Origin of the sequence: Asaia astilbis JCM 15831 (assembly GCF_000613845.1) — a bacterium.
GTDB lineage: Bacteria > Pseudomonadota > Alphaproteobacteria > Acetobacterales > Acetobacteraceae > Asaia > Asaia astilbis.
In genome coordinates this window covers 1-17,233 of record NZ_BAJT01000027.1, presented here as the reverse complement: position 1 = coordinate 17,233, position 17,233 = coordinate 1, and the positions used below count along the sequence as shown (strand labels likewise).

General features: G+C 59.8%; 15 protein-coding genes and 3 pseudogenes. 8 read left to right on the top strand and 10 right to left on the bottom strand.

What is annotated here, in order from left to right:
- Both JCM15831_RS14690 and JCM15831_RS22050 read left to right on the top strand, forming a co-directional pair.
- Positions 1-2,737 (top strand): 2-oxoglutarate dehydrogenase E1 component (locus tag JCM15831_RS14690; protein WP_156938927.1); only part of this gene is annotated, 2,737 nt, incomplete at its 5' end.
- Positions 2,738-2,946: 209 nt separating this feature from the next.
- A pseudogene (locus JCM15831_RS22050) lies at positions 2,947-3,812 on the top strand (serine hydrolase).
- A 362-nt stretch (positions 3,813-4,174) separates the two neighbouring features.
- Here JCM15831_RS22050 and JCM15831_RS23745 read toward each other — a convergent pair.
- The 3 genes from JCM15831_RS23745 to odhB are packed head-to-tail and all read right to left on the bottom strand — an operon-like array spanning position 4,175 to position 6,865.
- Positions 4,175-5,026 (bottom strand): dihydrolipoyl dehydrogenase family protein, encoded by an 852-nt coding sequence (locus tag JCM15831_RS23745; protein ID WP_306301867.1) that lies wholly within the window; start codon positions 5,024-5,026, stop codon positions 4,175-4,177.
- On the bottom strand, positions 4,978-5,571 hold the full coding sequence (locus JCM15831_RS23740; RefSeq protein ID WP_306301865.1) for an FAD-dependent oxidoreductase: 594 nt from the start codon (positions 5,569-5,571) through the stop codon (positions 4,978-4,980). The genes JCM15831_RS23745 and JCM15831_RS23740 overlap by 49 nt, the downstream gene beginning before the upstream one ends.
- Positions 5,572-5,587: 16 nt before the next feature.
- Positions 5,588-6,865, bottom strand: coding sequence for a 2-oxoglutarate dehydrogenase complex dihydrolipoyllysine-residue succinyltransferase (gene odhB, locus JCM15831_RS14660; protein WP_025824832.1), 1,278 nt, complete (start codon positions 6,863-6,865; stop codon positions 5,588-5,590).
- Between the two features lie 367 nt (positions 6,866-7,232).
- On the opposite strand from odhB, the gene xylB reads away from it, so the two are divergent.
- Positions 7,233-8,687 carry a xylulokinase gene (gene xylB / locus JCM15831_RS14655; protein ID WP_025824831.1) on the top strand — a complete coding sequence of 485 codons (1,455 nt, stop codon included), beginning with the start codon at positions 7,233-7,235 and terminating at the stop codon, positions 8,685-8,687.
- A gap of 52 nt (positions 8,688-8,739) precedes the next feature.
- Here the strand turns inward: xylB and JCM15831_RS14650 are convergent, their stop codons facing one another.
- Positions 8,740-9,561 (bottom strand): alpha/beta hydrolase, encoded by an 822-nt coding sequence (locus tag JCM15831_RS14650; protein ID WP_025824830.1) that lies wholly within the window; start codon positions 9,559-9,561, stop codon positions 8,740-8,742.
- Between the two features lie 88 nt (positions 9,562-9,649).
- Between JCM15831_RS14650 and JCM15831_RS14645 the strand changes: the two genes are divergently transcribed.
- A complete protein-coding gene (locus JCM15831_RS14645) occupies positions 9,650-10,183 on the top strand; it encodes a cupin domain-containing protein (RefSeq protein WP_025824829.1) in 534 nt (177 codons plus the stop codon).
- A 134-nt stretch (positions 10,184-10,317) separates the two neighbouring features.
- Here JCM15831_RS14645 and JCM15831_RS14640 read toward each other — a convergent pair whose 3' ends face one another.
- The 4 genes from JCM15831_RS14640 to JCM15831_RS19575 all read right to left on the bottom strand — a co-directional run bounded on the left by JCM15831_RS14640 (position 10,318) and on the right by JCM15831_RS19575 (position 12,262).
- Complete coding sequence (locus JCM15831_RS14640) at positions 10,318-10,773, bottom strand: carboxymuconolactone decarboxylase family protein (RefSeq protein ID WP_025824828.1); 456 nt, start codon at positions 10,771-10,773, stop codon at positions 10,318-10,320.
- 86 nt (positions 10,774-10,859) lie between these two features.
- Positions 10,860-10,988, bottom strand: coding sequence for a hypothetical protein (locus tag JCM15831_RS23475; RefSeq protein ID WP_269530468.1), 129 nt, complete (start codon positions 10,986-10,988; stop codon positions 10,860-10,862).
- A gap of 48 nt (positions 10,989-11,036) precedes the next feature.
- Positions 11,037-11,405, bottom strand: coding sequence for an MFS transporter (locus JCM15831_RS23735; protein WP_306301864.1), 369 nt, complete (start codon positions 11,403-11,405; stop codon positions 11,037-11,039).
- Positions 11,366-12,262, bottom strand: a complete 897-nt coding sequence (locus JCM15831_RS19575; protein ID WP_306301863.1) for an MFS transporter — start codon at positions 12,260-12,262, stop codon at positions 11,366-11,368. Before JCM15831_RS19575 ends, JCM15831_RS23735 begins: the two co-directional genes overlap by 40 nt.
- Before the next feature lie 388 nt (positions 12,263-12,650).
- Here JCM15831_RS19575 and JCM15831_RS24230 point away from each other — a divergent pair.
- Positions 12,651-13,962 (top strand): annotated as a pseudogene (locus JCM15831_RS24230) (UDP-glucose dehydrogenase family protein).
- Between the two features lie 229 nt (positions 13,963-14,191).
- On the opposite strand, the gene JCM15831_RS24225 reads toward JCM15831_RS24230, so the two are convergent.
- Entirely contained in the window at positions 14,192-14,737 is a 546-nt protein-coding gene (locus JCM15831_RS24225; protein WP_456303438.1) for an AAA-type ATPase lid domain-containing protein, read from the bottom strand.
- On the bottom strand, positions 14,698-15,273 hold the full coding sequence (locus JCM15831_RS24220) for a sigma 54-interacting transcriptional regulator (RefSeq protein ID WP_456303437.1): 576 nt from the start codon (positions 15,271-15,273) through the stop codon (positions 14,698-14,700). Before JCM15831_RS24220 ends, JCM15831_RS24225 begins: the two co-directional genes overlap by 40 nt.
- 133 nt (positions 15,274-15,406) lie before the next feature.
- On the opposite strand from JCM15831_RS24220, the gene pspA reads away from it, so the two are divergent.
- The 3 genes and pseudogenes from pspA to JCM15831_RS14605 all read left to right on the top strand — a co-directional run.
- The gene (pspA, locus tag JCM15831_RS19560) at positions 15,407-16,087 is read left to right on the top strand and encodes a phage shock protein PspA (RefSeq protein WP_035774717.1); all 681 of its coding nucleotides are present in this window, start codon (positions 15,407-15,409) and stop codon (positions 16,085-16,087) included.
- A gap of 45 nt (positions 16,088-16,132) precedes the next feature.
- Positions 16,133-16,387 carry an envelope stress response membrane protein PspB gene (gene pspB, locus JCM15831_RS14610; protein WP_035774715.1) on the top strand — a complete coding sequence of 85 codons (255 nt, stop codon included), beginning with the start codon at positions 16,133-16,135 and terminating at the stop codon, positions 16,385-16,387.
- Positions 16,384-17,233: pseudogene (locus JCM15831_RS14605) on the top strand (hypothetical protein); the annotation flags it as partial. The gene pspB and the pseudogene JCM15831_RS14605, both read left to right, overlap by 4 nt.

Genomic DNA, 17,233 nt, shown 5'->3' with positions numbered 1-17,233 from the left:
CGCGCCAGCCCCCGTGCAGTCCAGCGCCGACCGCGCCGCGTGGGGGGATCAATGCTCCCTGCTCGACACCCGAGGTCTGAACGCCGCCTCCCCCCGATCGGGTATTGAATTCTCGGCGACAGACCTGCTTTCCAGCGTCGATGACAGCGTCCGCGCCATTCAGCTCGTACGCGCCTACCGCGTGCGCGGCCATCTGGAATCCCGTCTCGATCCGCTCGGCCTTCAGGTTCCGAAATCCTTTACCGAGCTCGACCCGGCAACTTACGGGTTCGGACCCCATGATCGCGACCGCCCGATCTATCTGGGACAGATGGTCAGTTCGCTCCTGCCCGAGCGAGCCAGCGCCACCATCAATGAGCTGCTTGAGGCTCTGCGCCAGACCTATTGCGGCCCGATCGGTGTGGAATACATGCACATCCAGGACGCTGCCCAGCGTCTCTGGCTACAGCACCGCCTCGAAGGCGATGACTGGCGTCGCACGTTCTCCGCCGCTGAAAAGAAGATCATTCTCAATCAGCTGACCGAGGCAGAAGGCTTCGAAAGCTTCTGCCAGAAACGGTTCACCGGCACCAAACGCTTCGGTCTGGAGGGCAGTGAGGTCACAATCCCTGCCCTTCACGCCATCATCGAACAATCCGTGCGTCACGGGACGAGAAGCGTCTCCGTCGGCATGGCCCATCGTGGCCGCCTGAATGTCATGGCCAATGTGGTGCAAAAGCCTTTTGCCGCCATCTTCTCGGAGTTTGCAGGGGCCTCCTTCAAACCCACCGAGGTGCAAGGCTCGGGCGACGTCAAATACCATCTCGGGACGGCCGCAACGCTGCATGTCTCGAACGAGAAAGTGCGCGTCACCCTTCTGCCGAACCCGTCGCATCTTGAGGCCGTCGATCCTGTCGTGGTCGGGCGCGTGCGCGCCATTCAGGATTCCGACGGCTGTGTCGGGCTTGAAAACCGCTACCGTCACCTCGGGCTTCTGATTCATGGCGATGCGGCTTTTGCCGGTCAGGGCATCGTTTACGAAACCATGGCGATGTCACAGCTCATCGGCTACCGCACAGGCGGCACGATCCATGTTGTGACCAATAACCAGATCGGTTTCACCACGATTTCCGCCCACGCGCATTCCGGGTTCTACTGCACCGATATCGCGAAGGCCGTTCACGCCCCCATCCTGCATGTGAATGGTGACGAGCCCGAAGCCGCCGCCTATTGCGCGCGCCTCGCCGCCGATTACCGACGCGAGTTCGCGGCCGATATCGTGCTCGATCTCGTCTGCTATCGCCGTCATGGCCATAACGAAGCCGACGAACCGGCTTTCACCCAGCCAACCATGTACAAGGCGATCTCCGCACGCCCGACGACGCGCGCGCTCTATGCCAAGCGTCTGGCCCGCGAGAAGATCATCGATGCCGAGACGGCTGACGATCAGTTCCAGTCATTCCAGGACCATCTTCAGGGGCAGTTCGAGGCGGCAAAGTCTTATGAGCCCAGCCGTGAAGACTGGCTGGAATGCAATCAGGACCCTTCCCGCCTCTCCGACGAGCCCCTGCGTGAACAACCCATAACCGGGATCAGCATTTCAGGCCTGCATCGTGTCGGCGCCGCGCTCACGCGTATCCCGGATGATTTTGCCCTTCATCCTCGCCTGCGTCGCGTCATTCAGGCCCGTAGTCAGGCCATTGACTCCGCTGCGGGCATCGACTGGGCTCTTGGTGAGGCGCTCGCTTTCGGATCCTTGCTGCTCCAGCATCATCCGGTGCGCCTCTCCGGCGAAGACTGTCAGCGCGGCACGTTCAGCCAGCGCCATGCCGTTCTGGTCGATCAGCTCAACCAGAGCGACTACGTGCCGCTGAACAACATCGCCGATGGTCAGGCTAAAATCGAGGTCTACAATTCTCTTCTCTCCGAGTTCGGCGTGCTCGGTTTCGAATACGGCTACACGCTCGCCGCACCCAATTCTCTCGTTCTGTGGGAAGCGCAATTCGGCGATTTTGCCAATGGTGCACAGGTCATCATCGATCAGTTCATCGCCTCTGGCGAAACCAAATGGCTTCGGACATCTGGCCTCGTCATGCTGCTGCCACATGGGTACGAGGGTCAGGGCCCAGAGCATTCCTCCGCACGATTGGAGCGTTATCTGCAGCTCTGCGCCGAGAACAATCTGCGCGTGTGCAACATCACGACCCCGGCAAACTACTTCCACGCCCTGCGCCGTCAGATCGCCCGTGAATGCCGCAAGCCCCTGATCATCATGACGCCGAAATCGCTTCTCCGTCACAAGGAGGCGGTTTCGGAACTCGGTGATTTCGGCCCCGAAACGCGTTTCCAGACCGTACTGCCCGAGACCGATGCTCTCCTCCCCGATAACGAGATCAAGCGTGTCGTTCTCTGCTCGGGGAAAGTCTATTACGATCTGCGGGCATCACGACGCGAAAACGGGCGCCAGGATGTCGCAATCCTGCGTCTAGAGCAGCTTTATCCATTCCCGCGCGACGTCCTGTCGCAGCAACTTGCCCGCTATCCGAACGCACAGATCATCTGGTGTCAGGAAGAATCGCAAAACGCAGGGGCCTGGACATTTGTTGATCGACGGATCGAGAACTCGGCAGAGCGGTGCAATCATGCCAACCCGCGCCCGATCTTTATCGGACGCAAGGCCTCCGCGTCGCCGGCAACCGGTCTTGCCAGCGAGCACGTGGCGGAACAGGCCGCTCTCGTCAAAGACGCTTTAGGATAAGCCCGCCTTTACGAAGAGGGCGCTTGTCCCTCTTCGTAGACCGCTTCCGACACCGCCATAAAAGAGTCTGTTTTCAAACGTCAGATTGCGGTTGCTCGCGGTCTGGGTGACATCGTGGCTATGGCTTTTGAAAAGTCTCACGACGGTCGTCTGGACTTCTGAGCCTCAACCCATCCCTGTCACACAGCTCTTCAAAGGCCATCACGCGCATGAAATTCCCTACGCTTGCCGCTTCCCTGTGGGCAAGCGCCTGCCTCGCGATCATGACAGCGCCCTCCGCTCACGCGGACGATCTGGACTCAAAGATTGAGGCGTCATTCGCTCCCATGGTGGCGCAATATCAGATCCCGGGGCTCGTCATCGGTGTCACGCGAAACGGCGTCCATCATTTCTACTCTACAGGCTTGGCATCACGCGCCGATAAGCGACCAGCAACACCTGATACGCTTTTCGAACTCGGTTCCATGAGCAAGATCTTCACAGTCACGCTTGCCGCCCTCGCGGTCGAACGGGGAAAGATCACCCTGAACGATACTGTCGCCCATCATCTATGCGACGATCACTGTGTGATCGGCTCTGATCTCACCTTACTCGACCTGGCGACCCATCATTCCGGAGGGTTGCCACTTCAGGTCCCCGAAAACATCTCCAATATCGGCGATCTAACCCGCTGGCTGCAGTCCTGGCATCCGCCAATGCCAGCGCGCGCAGCTACTCCAATATCAGTATCGGCCTCCTCGGGTTCATCTCGGCCAAATCTCTCGGTCTCCCCTACGCTCAGGCGGTCGAGACAATTCTCTTTCCTGCTTTCGGTCTCACGCATAGCTGGATCAACGTTCCAGAACGCGACATGGGCGCGTACGCCTATGGTTATGATCGAGAGACGAATGCGCCCATCCGCGTGCATCCCGGAGTTCTCGCCGACGAAGCTTATGGCGTGAAATCGACGCCGCGCGACATGCTAAAGATGCTGGATGTCGAACTCGGAGTGGGACACCCATCCGAAGAATTGAGACAAGCCGTTGAGCTGACCCAGATGGTCGATACCGAACCGCTTTTTTCACTCAGGACATGATCTGGGAGACCTATCCCTGGCCAACACCCCTGAAGCCAATGCTGCTCGGCAATGGATATGACTTCATCATGAAGCCACATCCGATGACACCCATCGCAGCCGGTCGGATCGAAAATGGCCCTGTCATCTTCAACAAGACAGGTTCGACGAATGGTTTTGGCGGCTATATCGCATGGTGCCCAGCGAAAAGATCGGTGTCGTCATGCTCGCCAACAAGAACACGCCGAACGAAGCGCGCGTGGAGGCGACTTACAAGCTCATCAAGGCGCTTCTCGCCAAATAGCCTTGTTATTGAACCGACTGACGAAGCGGCACATGCCGTTTCGTCAGCTCATCTGTCCTGTACAGGCGTTGCGCCTCTATCAGAGGTGCAACGCGCGATCGTAAGCACCCAAAGATGCCTCCTTCAGCGCCTCCGATAGCGTCGGATGAGCATGGCAGGCCAAAGCCACATCTTCCGCACTCGCCTTGAAAGTCATGGCGAGCGTCGCTTCCGCGATAAGCTCCCCCGCCGATGCTCCAAGGATGTGCACCCCGAGAATGCGGTCGGTCTTGGCGTCGGTCAAAACCTTCACCCCTCCCTCCGTCGCGGCAATAGCGCGTGCGCGCGCACTGGCCATGAAGGGGAAGCTGCCCGTCTTGTAGGCCACGCCGTCCTGCTTGAGCTGCTCTTCTGTCTTGCCCACCATCGCAAATTCCGGCTGGGTGTAGACGACCGACGGAATGGCATCATAAGGCACATGGCCGACCCGACCTGCCAGCTGCTCTGCGAGGGCAATGCCCTCTTCTTCGGCCTTATGCGCCAGCATCGGCCCGGCAATCACATCGCCAATGGCGTAAATGCTCGGACAGGAGGTGCGAAAATGGGAGTCGACCGAGATACGACCTGCTTCGTCGGTATCGATACCGACAGTGCCAAGATCGAGCCCCTGCGTATAAGGTTTGCGACCGATGGAAACGAGCACGACATCGGCCTCGAGCGCCTCGGTTTCTTCCCGCCCCACTTTCTGCAACGTGAGATCAAGCGCAGCGCCTTCTGTCGCGACCTTGGTAACGCGTGTTGAGAGACGGAATTTGAGACCCAGCTTTTCGAGCGAGCGCTGAAACTGACGTCCCAGCCCACGATCGAAGCCGGGGGCGATGTGATCCCCATATTCAACGATCGTCACCTCGCTCCCGAGACGCTTCCATACGCTACCAAGCTCAAGCCCGATGACCCCGGCACCGATGACGGCAAGACGCTTGGGGACGGCCTCCAGAGACAGCGCACCAGTGAAGAGACGACGCGTTTCTCGTCGAAATCGAGACCCGGCAGTGCCGCAGGCGCACTCCCGGTCGCCACAACGATGGACCGGGCTGTCACGCTTTCGCCGTTGATCGACAGGCTATGCGGGCCGGTCAGCTTCGCCTCACCGACACGGAAGGTGACGTTATTCTTGCGAAAGAGATATCCGATCCCTTTGATCGTATCTCCGACAACCCGCTCTTTGCGGGCCATCATCTGGCCCAGATTGAGTTTGGGCGTCACACCCTCGATACCGAGTGCTACGAACTCAGTCTCGGCTTCGTGCAGGCGTTCCGAGCTATGCAGCAATGCCTTTGAGGGAATGCACCCGACATTCAGGCATGTGCCGCCCGGCGTCTCGCGGCGATCAACGCACAACACCTTCAGGCCACGCTGCGCCGCCTTGAGCGCGCAGACATAACCGCCAGGGCCTGCGCCGATGACGGCCAGATCGAATTCATGGGTCTCCGACATGGCGGTCTCTTTCGTATCAGACATCAAGAAGCAGGCGACGCGGGTCTTCCACATACTGCTTCACACGCACAAGGAAGCTCACTGCCTCACGGCCATCGACCATACGATGATCATAGGAGAGCGCAACATACATCATCGGACGAATGACGACCTGACCATCGACCGCAACCGGGCGATCCTGAATGGCATGCATTCCCAGAATTGCCGATTGAGGCGGGTTCAGGATCGGGGTGGACAGGAGCGACCCGAAAATACCGCCATTGGTAATCGAGAATGTGCCCCGTGACAGCTCATCGAGCTTGAGCGTGCCGGCGCGGGCCCTTGTGCCGTAATCATTGATATGGCGCTCAAGCTCGGCAAAGCTCATCTGATCGGCATCATGCAGAACCGGCACGACGAGACCACGCTCGCTGCCAACCGCGATGCCGAGATTGACGAAACGACGATAGAGAATGTCATCGCCATCGATCGTCGCGTTGAGCGCCGGAAATTCCTGCAGAGCCTTGATACAAGCTCGGCCGAAGATCGACATGAAACCGAGTTTCACGCCGTGTTTCTTCTCGAAAACCTCGCGATATTCCGCGCGCAAGGCCTTAGCCGCACTCATATCCACCTCGTTGAAGGTGGTCAGGATTGCGGCAGTATTCTGTGCATCCTTGAGACGGCGCGCAATGGTCTGGCGCAGGCGCGTCATGGGCACGCGCTGCTCGCGGCTATCCTGCTCGTTCTTCCCCAGTAGGGACGCCAGTGCGCTCGCGACGGCCTGCGAGGGCTCAGCACTCTGAGCGAAGGAGGGCGCTGCCTCGGGTGACCGAGTTGAGGCGGGCGCTGCTGTTTTTTCCGGCTGCGCCATCCGGGCGATCACATCCCCCTTGGTGACGCGTCCATCCAGCCCCGAACCATGGGGAATCGTCTCCGGGGCGATCTTCTCTTCTGCCATCAGGCGCGCTGCGGCAGGCATGGGAGCGTGAGACTCAGCTGCCTCCGGGGCAGGCGACACACGCGTCTTTTCCGGCGTCTTGGCAGCCGACACTTGAGGAGAGGCGCTGGGCGTTCCCTTGGGGTCGAGCGTACCGAGCACGCTACCAACTGCCACCTCTGCTCCGGCTGCCGTCAGGTCATTGCCGAGCACACCGGCCTGCGGGGCGGGTACTTCCACGCTGATCTTGTCGGTTTCCAGTTCAACAACCGGTTCATCTGCGGCAACAGCCTGTCCGGGTTGTTTGAGCCAGCGGGTTACTGTCGCCGAGGTGACACTCTCACCAAGAACCGGGACCTTTATCTCGACCGACATCATCTCTCCCTTTGCCCGTTAGGACTGCTGTCGCGCACCTGATCCTCGAACCATAAACAGGAACAGACCGCGTGCCTACTCCGTCTGCCTTCGCGTGAAGGTTAGAGGATGGGGATTACAAGCGGGATTTGTCAGGGTTTGCCCATAACAGCTTTGAAAAAGGTCTGAAATTTCACCCGATTGTGACGCCAGCCCCTCGTGAAAGGGACGTGAGTCTGCGCCGCCATCACTCATTCGGAGGGCATAAGCATTCCGCCCTTCACAACAGCGCAACAGCTCAGCACTATGCCGTGCGGGCAACGCGCAGCCCGACGACATCCTTTCCTGCCGGACCCTGCTCCTGGCGAACATGGAAGACCCGACACTTATGTATCTCGGCATCGATCTCGGCACTTCGGGAATCAAGGCAGTTCTGGTCGATCAGCACCAGAATGTCATCGCCGCCCATACGGAAAAACTCACCGTAAGCCGCCCCCATCCGGGATGGAGCGAGCAGGATCCGCAGGACTGGTTCGAGGCGACCCTACGGGCGCTCGATGCCCTGCGCATCAGCCACCCCAATGAGCTGGCCGACGTGAAAGGCATCGGGCTCTCCGGACAGCAGCACGGTGCGGTGCTCCTTGACGAAGAAGGCGCGGTGCTGCGCCCCTGCCTTCTGTGGAACGATACAAGAGCAGAATCCGAATGCTCGCTGTTCGAACACCGCTTTCCCCTTTGCCGTCAGATTACCGGCAATATTGCCATGCCCGGCTTCACTGCGCCCAAGGTGATGTGGGTAGCCCGTCATGAGCCCGAAGTTTTTGCCAAGGTCACGCATGTCGTTCTGCCCAAGGCATGGCTGCGCTTTCGCATGACCGGCGCCCTGATTGACGACATGTCGGACGCTTCAGGCTCACTCTGGCTCGATACGGAACGCCGCCTGTGGTCCGACGCGGCCCTTGAGGCCTCCAATCTCCGCCTCGCCTCGATGCCGGAACTGCGTGAAGGAACAGAACCGGCAGGCACGCTCAATGCCGACCTCGCTGCGCGATGGGGCATGAAATCGGCACCGATCTTTGCGGGTGGCGCGGGCGATAATGCGGCAGGAGCCGTTGGACTGGGCGCCATTCACACAGGCGATGCCTTCCTGTCTCTCGGCACGTCAGGCGTCGTCTGGGTAACGACCGATAGCTTTCATCCCGGCGGCAATCACGCCATTCATTCGTTTTGTCATGCCGTGCCCAATCAATGGCACCAGATGGGTGTGACCCTCTCAGCCGCGGCTTCTCTGGCCTGGTGGTCCCGCGTGACGGGGCTGGACGAAAAGACGCTTCTCGCCGAGCTGCCGGAAACTCCCGAAGCCCCCTCACCTGTTCTTTTCGCGCCCTATCTCTCGGGCGAGCGAACGCCGCATAACGATGCCACCGTACGCGGTGGCTTCGTGGGCCTGACACAGGATACGACGCGGGCCCAGATGACCCAGGCCGTCCTCGAAGGCGTCGCCTTCTCGTTCCGCGACGCTGTAGAAGGTCTGGCGGAGTCGGGTACAATCATCACCCAGGCCGATGTGATCGGTGGAGGGTCGCGCAGCCCGCTCTGGACATCGATCATTGCCAGCGTGCTTGGCATTACGCTGCATCGTCTGGCCAATGGCGAGCAGGGCGGCGCGTTCGGCGCCGCCCGTCTGGCCCGGATCGCGGTGACAGGCGAAGGTGTCAGTGCAATATGCCTGCCCCCTGCACGCGTCGCTTCCATCGCGCCGGATGAGCGCCTGACAGGCCCCTATCGTCAGGCTTACGCACGATATCGCGCGCTCTATCCAGCCCTGAAATCTCTCCGATAGGCATTTTCAATTGGGGGGAGCTGACTTCCCCCCAAACGGAAGAGACAAGCCTTTACTTCGGCTCTTGCGGGCAGACCTTCTGAAGGAACCCACGCAATACGGAGAGGCCGCCCGTTTCGATCAACGTGGAGTGCGTTCCCTGTTGCGTCGTCCAGAGCTGTTTCGGCTCTGGTGCCGCATTGAAGACAGTCAGGCTCTCGGCAGGCGGCACAGTCCCATCACGAAGTGTCCGCATGACGAGCAGAGGAACCTTGAGCGCGCTTATGCGGCCTAATGTGTCAAACTGATTTCTCAGCAACATATGGATTGGCATGTAAGGATAGCGCGACGCCGCAACATCCGCGATGCTCGTATAAGGCGCATCGAGTACGAGACCCGCAACGGGGAATTCGAGCGCCGTACGAACCGCAACATTGGTGCCCAGCGACTCACCATAGGCGACGATCTCGCGAGGAGGGATCCCCTGACCGAGCAGGAATTTCATCCCCGCTTGCCCGTCTCGCGCAAAACCGTCTTCGCTCGGCGTTCCGGGATTGCCCCCATAGCCCCGGTATTCTACCGCGAGCAATCCGGTGCCGTCCTGCGTCATCAATGCGAAACGATGGATGCGGCTCGTGATGGAACCCGCATTGCCGTGCAGATAAAGCAGAACTGGCGCACCGGGTGTGGGCGCACGATAATAGGCCTTCAGATCGAGCCCGTCCGTGGTGTGAAGCACCACCATACGCGCGCCGGATATAAGACCCGCAGGATCAGTGACGGGCGTACGCTCGGCGGGGAAAACGAGACTGTCCTGCTTCACATACAGATAGCTCGCGGCGAGGACGTAGAGGGCGATGACGCCTCCGATTAGAATCGCGGCAAATCTGAACACGGCGTGGTCTCTCGGAACGTTTTTATAAGGGGAGCGTAGTCGCAGAGATGGTGTCCCTTCCGCAACCGGATTGTCGAGAGCTGGATCAATGAAACATTTATGGCCCCTTCTCCTTCTTCTGATCGCAGTCAGCCTCAGCACGATCGCACAGGCAGCCGGAGCCAAACCGGCAAAGCCCCTCCGCAGCTACCAGCACCTATGGACGGATGCCCACGGTGTCAGCCACATCGCCCGATGCCCGGTTTCGAATTTTTTCTTCAAAAGCATGGAGCCTCCCGCCGGGCCGCAATGGCAGGACCCGATGCCTCCGCAGACTGCAACGGTGATGATGACGGTGCAGCCCAGGCATTGGAAGGGAGACTGGCATGCCGATCCCAAGCCGCAATGGATCGTTCCGCTCAAGGGGCGCTGGTGGGTGCGCGCCATGGATGGCACGCGCATTGAAATGGGTCCGGGGGATCTTCTCTTTGGCGAAGACCAGAATGTCAGCCCGATGCTCAGCGGGCCCTATAAGGGCAAAATGGGCCATGACGCTGGCAATGTGGGAAATGAGGAGGTCACACTCCTCGTCATTCAATCCGCCAACCCACCAGAGCGCGACAAACCCTGCCACTACTACTGAAGCTCGCTAATTAGCGACATCGCAGGGGAGACGTTGCGTCAAAACGACATCCTTGACGTTCTTCGCGGCGATCCCGCCGCAGCGTCACAGGGGGGCTCGACGAGGGCAATATGACCCTGCCAATGGCGTCTCGCCTATTTCTCCAGCGCTGCTCTTGGAACATTGCGAAAGCTGATCGCCATGCGGTTATATGCATTCATCAGGCCGATCGCGATGGTCAGATCGACGATTTCCTCATCGCTGAATACCTTGCGCGCTGCCTCATAAGCGCTGTCAGGCACGTTCGTCTCGGCGACGCGGGTGACCGTCTCTGCCCAAGCAAGGGCGGCGCGCTCGCGTTCGTCAAAAACTGCTCCAGCCTCTGCCCAAGCCTGAACAAGTGCCAGCTTTTCAACCGGCTGATTTTTGCCAATCAGGTCGCGGGTATGAAGGTCGAGGCAGAACGCACAATTATTGATCTGAGAAACCCGAAGATAGACCAACTCCACAAGGACGGGTGACAGGCTGCTTTGAGCAACATATCCGTAAACGGCACCCAGAGCCTTTACGCCAGCCGGGGCGATCTTCGTGTAATCAAGACGTGCGCTCATTGCGTGCTCTTCTCACTTGTCCGAGGTGTTGAGCTTCGCCGTTTCTGAAACATAATCGCAGGGCAGCGAGGGCGACCGAACCGCACTCAGCTGTGCTTTGGCGCACCAGCGATCATAAGACAAAACCCTGAAAACCCGTCTGCCTGATAAACGGCCGGTGCCTTCATCGTCCATCTTGCCACGATCACGATATCGCCATGGCAGGATGGTGCCATGGAACGGACTCTTCGATCTCGTTGAGGAGCGTCTACGTCCAGATCCCCTCAGGAAGGCTGACGCTTTTCTGCCGCTCGACGCCAGAAATTGCATACGACCATTCCGATGATCCCGGCCAGCATGCCAAAAGCCGTTGAACTCAGCCGTGTAGGGGGCAGCATGGCCATGAGAATGCCGCTTGACCCACCAATTGCGAACGCCATCGTTCCGAGCAGCGCCGAAGCGGCGCCGGCCTGATGGCCGTGATGACTCAACGCCAGCACATTGGCGTTGGGGCCGATAAAGCCCAGGGTAAACGTCGTCGTAATGATCAGGGCGCAAAGAGGCCACGGGTCGTTCTGACCCACGACATGGCTGGCACTGACAGTGAGCAGGATCAGCCCCGATACGAGGCAAGCCGCGATGGCCGCCTGCATGACCGAGGTAAATTTGAAACGGTGCGACAGCTTGCCGTTGATTTGCGTGGCCAGAATAAACCCGCCCGCATTGATTCCGAAGAAAATAGCAAAGGCACGCGGCGTAAAGCCAGAAGATGCTCGAAGAGCAGTGGCGCGTTTGAAAGATAAGCGAACATCACGAAGGTGCTGAAACTCGACAGTGTCGCCGAAGACATGAAGACCGGTTCGCGCGCGAGAATGAGATAACGGCGTAGAATCTCAACCGGAGGCAAGGCATAGCGCCTTTCCTCCGGGAGCGTTTCAGGCATGACGAGAAGCCATAGAGCGGCCAGGGCCGCAGCCGCCACAGCGCCCGCCCAGAAAATCAGACGCCAGCTCCCGAAAGCGAGAAAGGCACTGCCTAGGGTCGGTGCCAGAATGGGACCGACACCGAAAACCAGTGTCAGCTGCGACATGAGCCGGACGGCCTCATGCCCGGTCGCCACATCACGCACGATCGCCCGGGGAACGACGCTCGTAATGGCGCCGCCGAGTGCCGCAACGAGACGCAGCAGACAGAAAGACCAGTAGGAGCTCGTCGACGCCAGAAGGACAGTCGCCATAACGTAGATGACAAGACCGACAACCATCGGCTTGTGCCGCCCGAACCGATCAGAAAGCGGCCCCAGACAGAACTGCCCCAAAGAAAGACCGATGAACCACGCTGCCAGCGTCAACTGCGCCGAACCGGGCCCCTGCCCCAGATCATGCTCCAGCTGCGGGAATGCCGGGAGGTACATATCGGTTGAAATCGGGCCAATCGTGCTCACGAGGCCGAGCAGGATGATCTGCCCGGTTGAAAATCGGATAGCTGGTTGAGGTGAAGAGGTCAGCACGGGAAAACCGGATCCAATCAAATTTTGCCATCAAGTTTAGAAAACACCGCAGCCTCGCGCAGGTTCTGACCCGTGACCGACCGGAGAGAAAGAGGCGCGCTGCGACACCCCGAAAAGGTCTTTCCCTTTTCGCAGGCCCAAAACCCACTTGTTGTCTTACGTCGCGGCAAAGGCAACCGTCGTTTTTGACGTTCATCGGTCTGACGACCGACTGTCACGCCTTTGTGCTTGGTAAGGGGCGTCAATCCACCGACGCCTGTGTCCCAACGACGCCGCGGCAGGCGAGTTTGCCCCTGCCCTTTGTCCCGGACGCTTTATCCCCGGCCCGCTTTGGGCTACGCCGTGCTTGGTCTGCGTTGAGTGAGGGAAAGAGATCATGCGCATAGCGATGATTGGCGGCGGTTATGTCGGACTTGTATCCGGCGCCTGTTTTGCGGAATTCGGAACCGAAGTCGTTATCGTCGAGGCGGATCAGGCAAGCTTGCCGCGCTCAAGGCTGGAGCGATCCCGATCTATGAACCCGGGCTCGACAAGATCGTCTCGGACAATGTCGCAGCCGGGCGCCTGAGCTTTACCGATGAGCTCGCCAGCGCCATCGATGCCGTAGATGCGGTCTTCATCGCCGTTGGCACGCCGACACGCCGTGGCGACGGTCATGCCGATCTGACCTATGTGTACGAGGCAACGCGGCAGATTGCCCGTCATGCCCGCAAAGGTCTGCTGGTTGTTACGAAATCGACCGTTCCCGTTGGTACTGGCCGCGAGGTTGCGCGCATTCTGCGTGAAGAGCGCCCCGACCTCTCCTTCAGCGTCGCGTCCAACCCGGAATTTCTGCGTGAAGGCAATGCGATCGGCGATTTCATGCGTCCCGACCGCGTCATTATCGGCATTGACGAAACAGGCCCTGACAAGGGTGAAATCGCCAACGCCCTCATGCGCCAGCTCTACCGCCCGCTCTATCTGATCGAAACACCCATCGTCATGACAGGCTGGAGACAGCTGAGCTCACCAAATATGCGGCCAACGCGTTCCTCGCGATGAAGGTGACTTTCATCAACGAGATGGCCGATCTCTGTGAAAAAGTCGGCGGCAATGTTCATGATGTCGCGCGCGGAATGGGGCTCGATCAACGGATCGGCCGCAAATTCCTCCATGCCGGGCCGGGCTATGGCGGCTCCTGCTTCCCCAAGGACACACGCGCCCTGACAGCCATCGCCCGTGACGCGGGCAGCCCGTCACTTCTGGTCGAAGCCACGGTGGCCATCAACGAAGCCCGCAAATCAGCCATGGCAGAGCGCGTCATCGCTCTGTGCGGCGGAACAGTGCGCGGCAAGACCGTCGCCATTCTGGGCCTGACTTTCAAGCCCGACACCGACGACATGCGCGAAGCCTCGTCACTCCCCCTGATTCAGCGACTGATTGAGGAGGGCGCGACCATCAAGGCCTTCGACCCGGAGGGAATGAAAGCCGCCCGCCCGCTCCTACCAGAAACCGTGATCTACGCCACGTCCGCACAGGACGCCGCGACCGACGCTGACGCCCTGGTCGTTCTCACCGAATGGAACGAATTCCGCGCCATCGCCCCGTCCAAGCTGAAAGCGGCCATGCGCGGCACGGTGATTGCCGATTTCCGCAATATCTGGGACCCTACCGCTTTACGAGCCGCCGGTTTCACGTATCGCTCCATCGGCCGCCCCTGAAGTCACGAAAACAAGGTCGCGACGTGCTGGACTTGCAATACGTCTCCGACCCTCTTGTCACCGACCTGACTTTAACGAGCGGTTGTAGCTGCTATGGCGCGAAGGCATAATCTCGCACTAAATGGCCAAATAGGCCTCTAGTGAATCAATTCTGGTAGAAGCCGTGCCACGTCGCCTTACTTGGCACGGTTCTTGCACGAGAGTGGTTATGAGCCACTTAGCCCTCTCCTCACTCCATCGCCCCAGTCACCTTTCGCGTATTGCGATCGGCGAGGCCGTGCTGACGCAGCAAATGCCGAAGCTGATAATAGGTCAGGCCAAGAGCCGAGGCGGCCTGTTTCTGGTTGAAACGGGCGTCGCGCAGGGCGCTTTCAAGCAGCGCATGCTCGTAGGCGCGCGTGGCCTCGGTAAAAGTCGTCCCCTCCGGCAAACTGGCTGGCGCGGTGTGATCCATGGGCGTTTCGCGCGTCGGGGACGTGAGGTCTTGAGATTCGGCGACCGCGAGGGGGCGCAGCCAGTCGGGACCATTGCGAAACGGGTCGAACACGATGTCGTCGAGCGTCTTTTCCGGCCTGTCCATGCGATAGACGCTCCGTTCGACCACGTTACGCAATTCACGCACATTGCCCGGCCAGTCATGCCGCATGAGGCGTTCACGGGCCTGATCGCTAAATCCGGCAAAGAGTTTGCGACCCAGACCCGCCGTCATGCGCGTTGCGAAATGCTCGGCGAGGATCAGAATATCCTCCTGACGCGCGCGGAGCGGTGGCAGCATGACCACATCGAAAGCAAGACGGTCGAGCAGGTCGCGCGAAACTCCCCTTTTCGCGCCAGCGCAGGCAGATCGGCATTGGTCGCACCGATAAGACGAACATCGACATGGATGGTCTCGTTGCCGCCCACCCGCTCGAAACTGCCATATTCGATCACGCGCAGAAGCTTCTCCTGAACGGCCGTCGTCGCAGAAGCAATCTCGTCGAGAAAAAGCGTGCCGCCATGGGCCTGCTCGAAACGCGAGAGCCTGCGCCGTTGCGCGCCGGTAAAAGCCCCCGCCTCATGACCGAAGAGTTCGCTGTCCAGAAGACTGTCCGAAAGAGCGGCACAGTTCAGTTTGATAAGCGGCTTGTCCCAGCGGGGAGAGAGCAGTGCCAGACGCGCTGCCACCAGCTCCTTGCCCGTCCCACGTTCGCCGATAATCAGGGCTGGACGATCGAGCGGAGCGAGGCGCGAAATATGGTCGAGCATTCCCAGAAAAGCCGGAGACTGACCGATTGGTGTCGGGGTTTCATCGTTTCTGGGGAATCGTGCCATTTTATGGCCAGTCTCGCATCTCAAGCCTCGGGGAAGATATGTTTCACCCCGGAACGCAGGGCTGACAAGAGAAGCTGGTGTTCTCCTGCGATCATTTCCTGTTAAAAACGTCTCAGCCAAGAAAGAGCATCACATGGGTATCTTTTCCCGCCTTGCGGATATTGTGAATTCCAACCTCAACGCGATCCTGGCCAGCGCCGAAGATCCGGAGAAAATGATCCGGCTCATCATCCAGGAGATGGAAGACACGCTGGTCGAAGTGCGCAGCCAGGCGGTCAGCATGATCGCCGAACGTAAGGGGCTGGAACGTCGCGCCCGCGCCATGGTGCAGGAAGAGGATGAATGGCTGCGCAAAGCCGAGCTCGCCCTGACCCGCGACCGCGAGGATCTTGCCAAAGGGGCTCTGGCAGCAAAAGCCACCATCGAGCAAACGCGCAAGACGCTTGAACAGCAGATCGCACAGGTGAATGAGAGCCTCGATCAGCAGCATGATGACATCGGCAAGCTTCAAGCCAAGCTGGCCGATGCGAAAACGCGTGAGAAATCACTCGCCCTGCGTCACAAGGCCGCCACCAACCGGATCAAGACGCGTGAGCGTCTGTATGACACGCGTGTCGAAAATGCCTTTAATCGTTTCGAGCAGGTCGAGCGTGCGCTTGACGCACTGGAGGGGAAAGCCGAAGCCTATGATCTCGGGCGGGGCCCGGGTGGCACACGCAAACCGAGCTTGCAGGAAGAGCTGGCAGGCCTCGAGACAGATATGGCCGTCGAGAACGAGCTGGAAGCGCTGCGCGCGAAAATCAGAAACCGCTAGGATGATTTCAGAAATGAGACGCGTTGAAAGCAGGGAGTGCCGATCATGAGCCATGAGTCTGGGAGCAGCATCGGCGATCTGGTCGGGCTTGCAGCCGTAGTCATGCCTTTTGTGATGGTGATGTATATTGTCACGATCCGCGCCCGCTCGCGAGCGACCGCCAGCAAATTGCAGGAATCGGATCTGGCGGCGCTGAATATGGCCCATGTTCAGGCGCGCCGTCTGGAAGAACGCGTGGACCAGCTCGAGCGCATTCTGGATGAAGATGTGCCAGGATGGAGAACACGGAGCTTCTCATGATGTCTATCAGCCTTCTGAAACACCCCAGGCGCCGGATCGCTCTGGCGACGCTCCTCGTCTCCAGCCTTGCCATATCGGCTCCCTTGCACGCCGCACCACAGGTCGTGGATGCTGAAGATCTCGATCTCAGTGTTCCCTGTCTCGGTCGGTTCGAGATTACCGTCGATCCAGCCATGAGCGATGGCGTATCGATCGATAGCTCCCCCACTGGCGGCGCGCATCTCACCATGCGCACGGGCAAGACACAGGGGTCATCGAAGGTGCTGATCAGCAGCAAGAGCTGCGCGCCGTCCGCAAAGGTCTCCATTCTCGTCGCACCGACTGTCGGCGTGCTGATCCATGACAGCCATGACACGCATATCGTCATCCACGGAACGCTGGCCTCGCTCGAGGCAAGCCTTGAGGCCGGGCAGCTCGACGCGGATACGATCCAGTCGCTCGATCTCAGCCTGCGTGGAACCGAACAGGTGCATATCGCGCATCTCAACCGGGCCGCTCAGGTTGTCGAAACAGGCGCCTCGGGGCTGGTGGTCGATCAGGCCGATCTCGATGCGTTTTCGGCGCAGCTCTCAGAAACCAGCCATCTCGCGGTGACAGACGGGCGCTTCGACGTTCTGACCCTGATGGTCGAAAATGCCGCGAGCGTCCGTCTGGGCGGCTCCGTCAATACGGCTACCGTCTCGGCAAACGGGACAGGCCTCGTGTCGATCCCGACGGTCAGCGGTGCACTGACACGCAGCGGCTCCGTACAGGTTGGGCCAACACCGCCTGCCGCACCGCCGATGGCCGTCGCCCAACCGGTTGCCCCACAACCCACGCCTCCCACCCCCCCGGTGGCTCAGCCAC

What these genes read in the sequence shown, in the direction of transcription:
- JCM15831_RS23740 (WP_306301865.1), bottom strand. Translation starts at nt 5,571, where the DNA reads ATGTCGGAGACCCATGAATTCGATCTGGCCGTCATCGGCGCAGGCCCT.
- odhB (WP_025824832.1), bottom strand. Translation starts at nt 6,865, where the DNA reads ATGTCGGTCGAGATAAAGGTCCCGGTTCTTGGTGAGAGTGTCACCTCG.
- xylB (WP_025824831.1), top strand. Translation starts at nt 7,233, where the DNA reads ATGTATCTCGGCATCGATCTCGGCACTTCGGGAATCAAGGCAGTTCTG.
- JCM15831_RS14645 (WP_025824829.1), top strand. Translation starts at nt 9,650, where the DNA reads ATGAAACATTTATGGCCCCTTCTCCTTCTTCTGATCGCAGTCAGCCTC.
- JCM15831_RS14640 (WP_025824828.1), bottom strand. Translation starts at nt 10,773, where the DNA reads ATGAGCGCACGTCTTGATTACACGAAGATCGCCCCGGCTGGCGTAAAG.
- JCM15831_RS23475 (WP_269530468.1), bottom strand. Translation starts at nt 10,988, where the DNA reads ATGGCACCATCCTGCCATGGCGATATCGTGATCGTGGCAAGATGGACG.
- JCM15831_RS23735 (WP_306301864.1), bottom strand. Translation starts at nt 11,405, where the DNA reads ATGCAGGCGGCCATCGCGGCTTGCCTCGTATCGGGGCTGATCCTGCTC.
- JCM15831_RS24225 (WP_456303438.1), bottom strand. Translation starts at nt 14,737, where the DNA reads ATGCTGCCACCGCTCCGCGCGCGTCAGGAGGATATTCTGATCCTCGCC.
- JCM15831_RS24220 (WP_456303437.1), bottom strand. Translation starts at nt 15,273, where the DNA reads ATGGCACGATTCCCCAGAAACGATGAAACCCCGACACCAATCGGTCAG.
- pspA (WP_035774717.1), top strand. Translation starts at nt 15,407, where the DNA reads ATGGGTATCTTTTCCCGCCTTGCGGATATTGTGAATTCCAACCTCAAC.
- pspB (WP_035774715.1), top strand. Translation starts at nt 16,133, where the DNA reads ATGAGCCATGAGTCTGGGAGCAGCATCGGCGATCTGGTCGGGCTTGCA.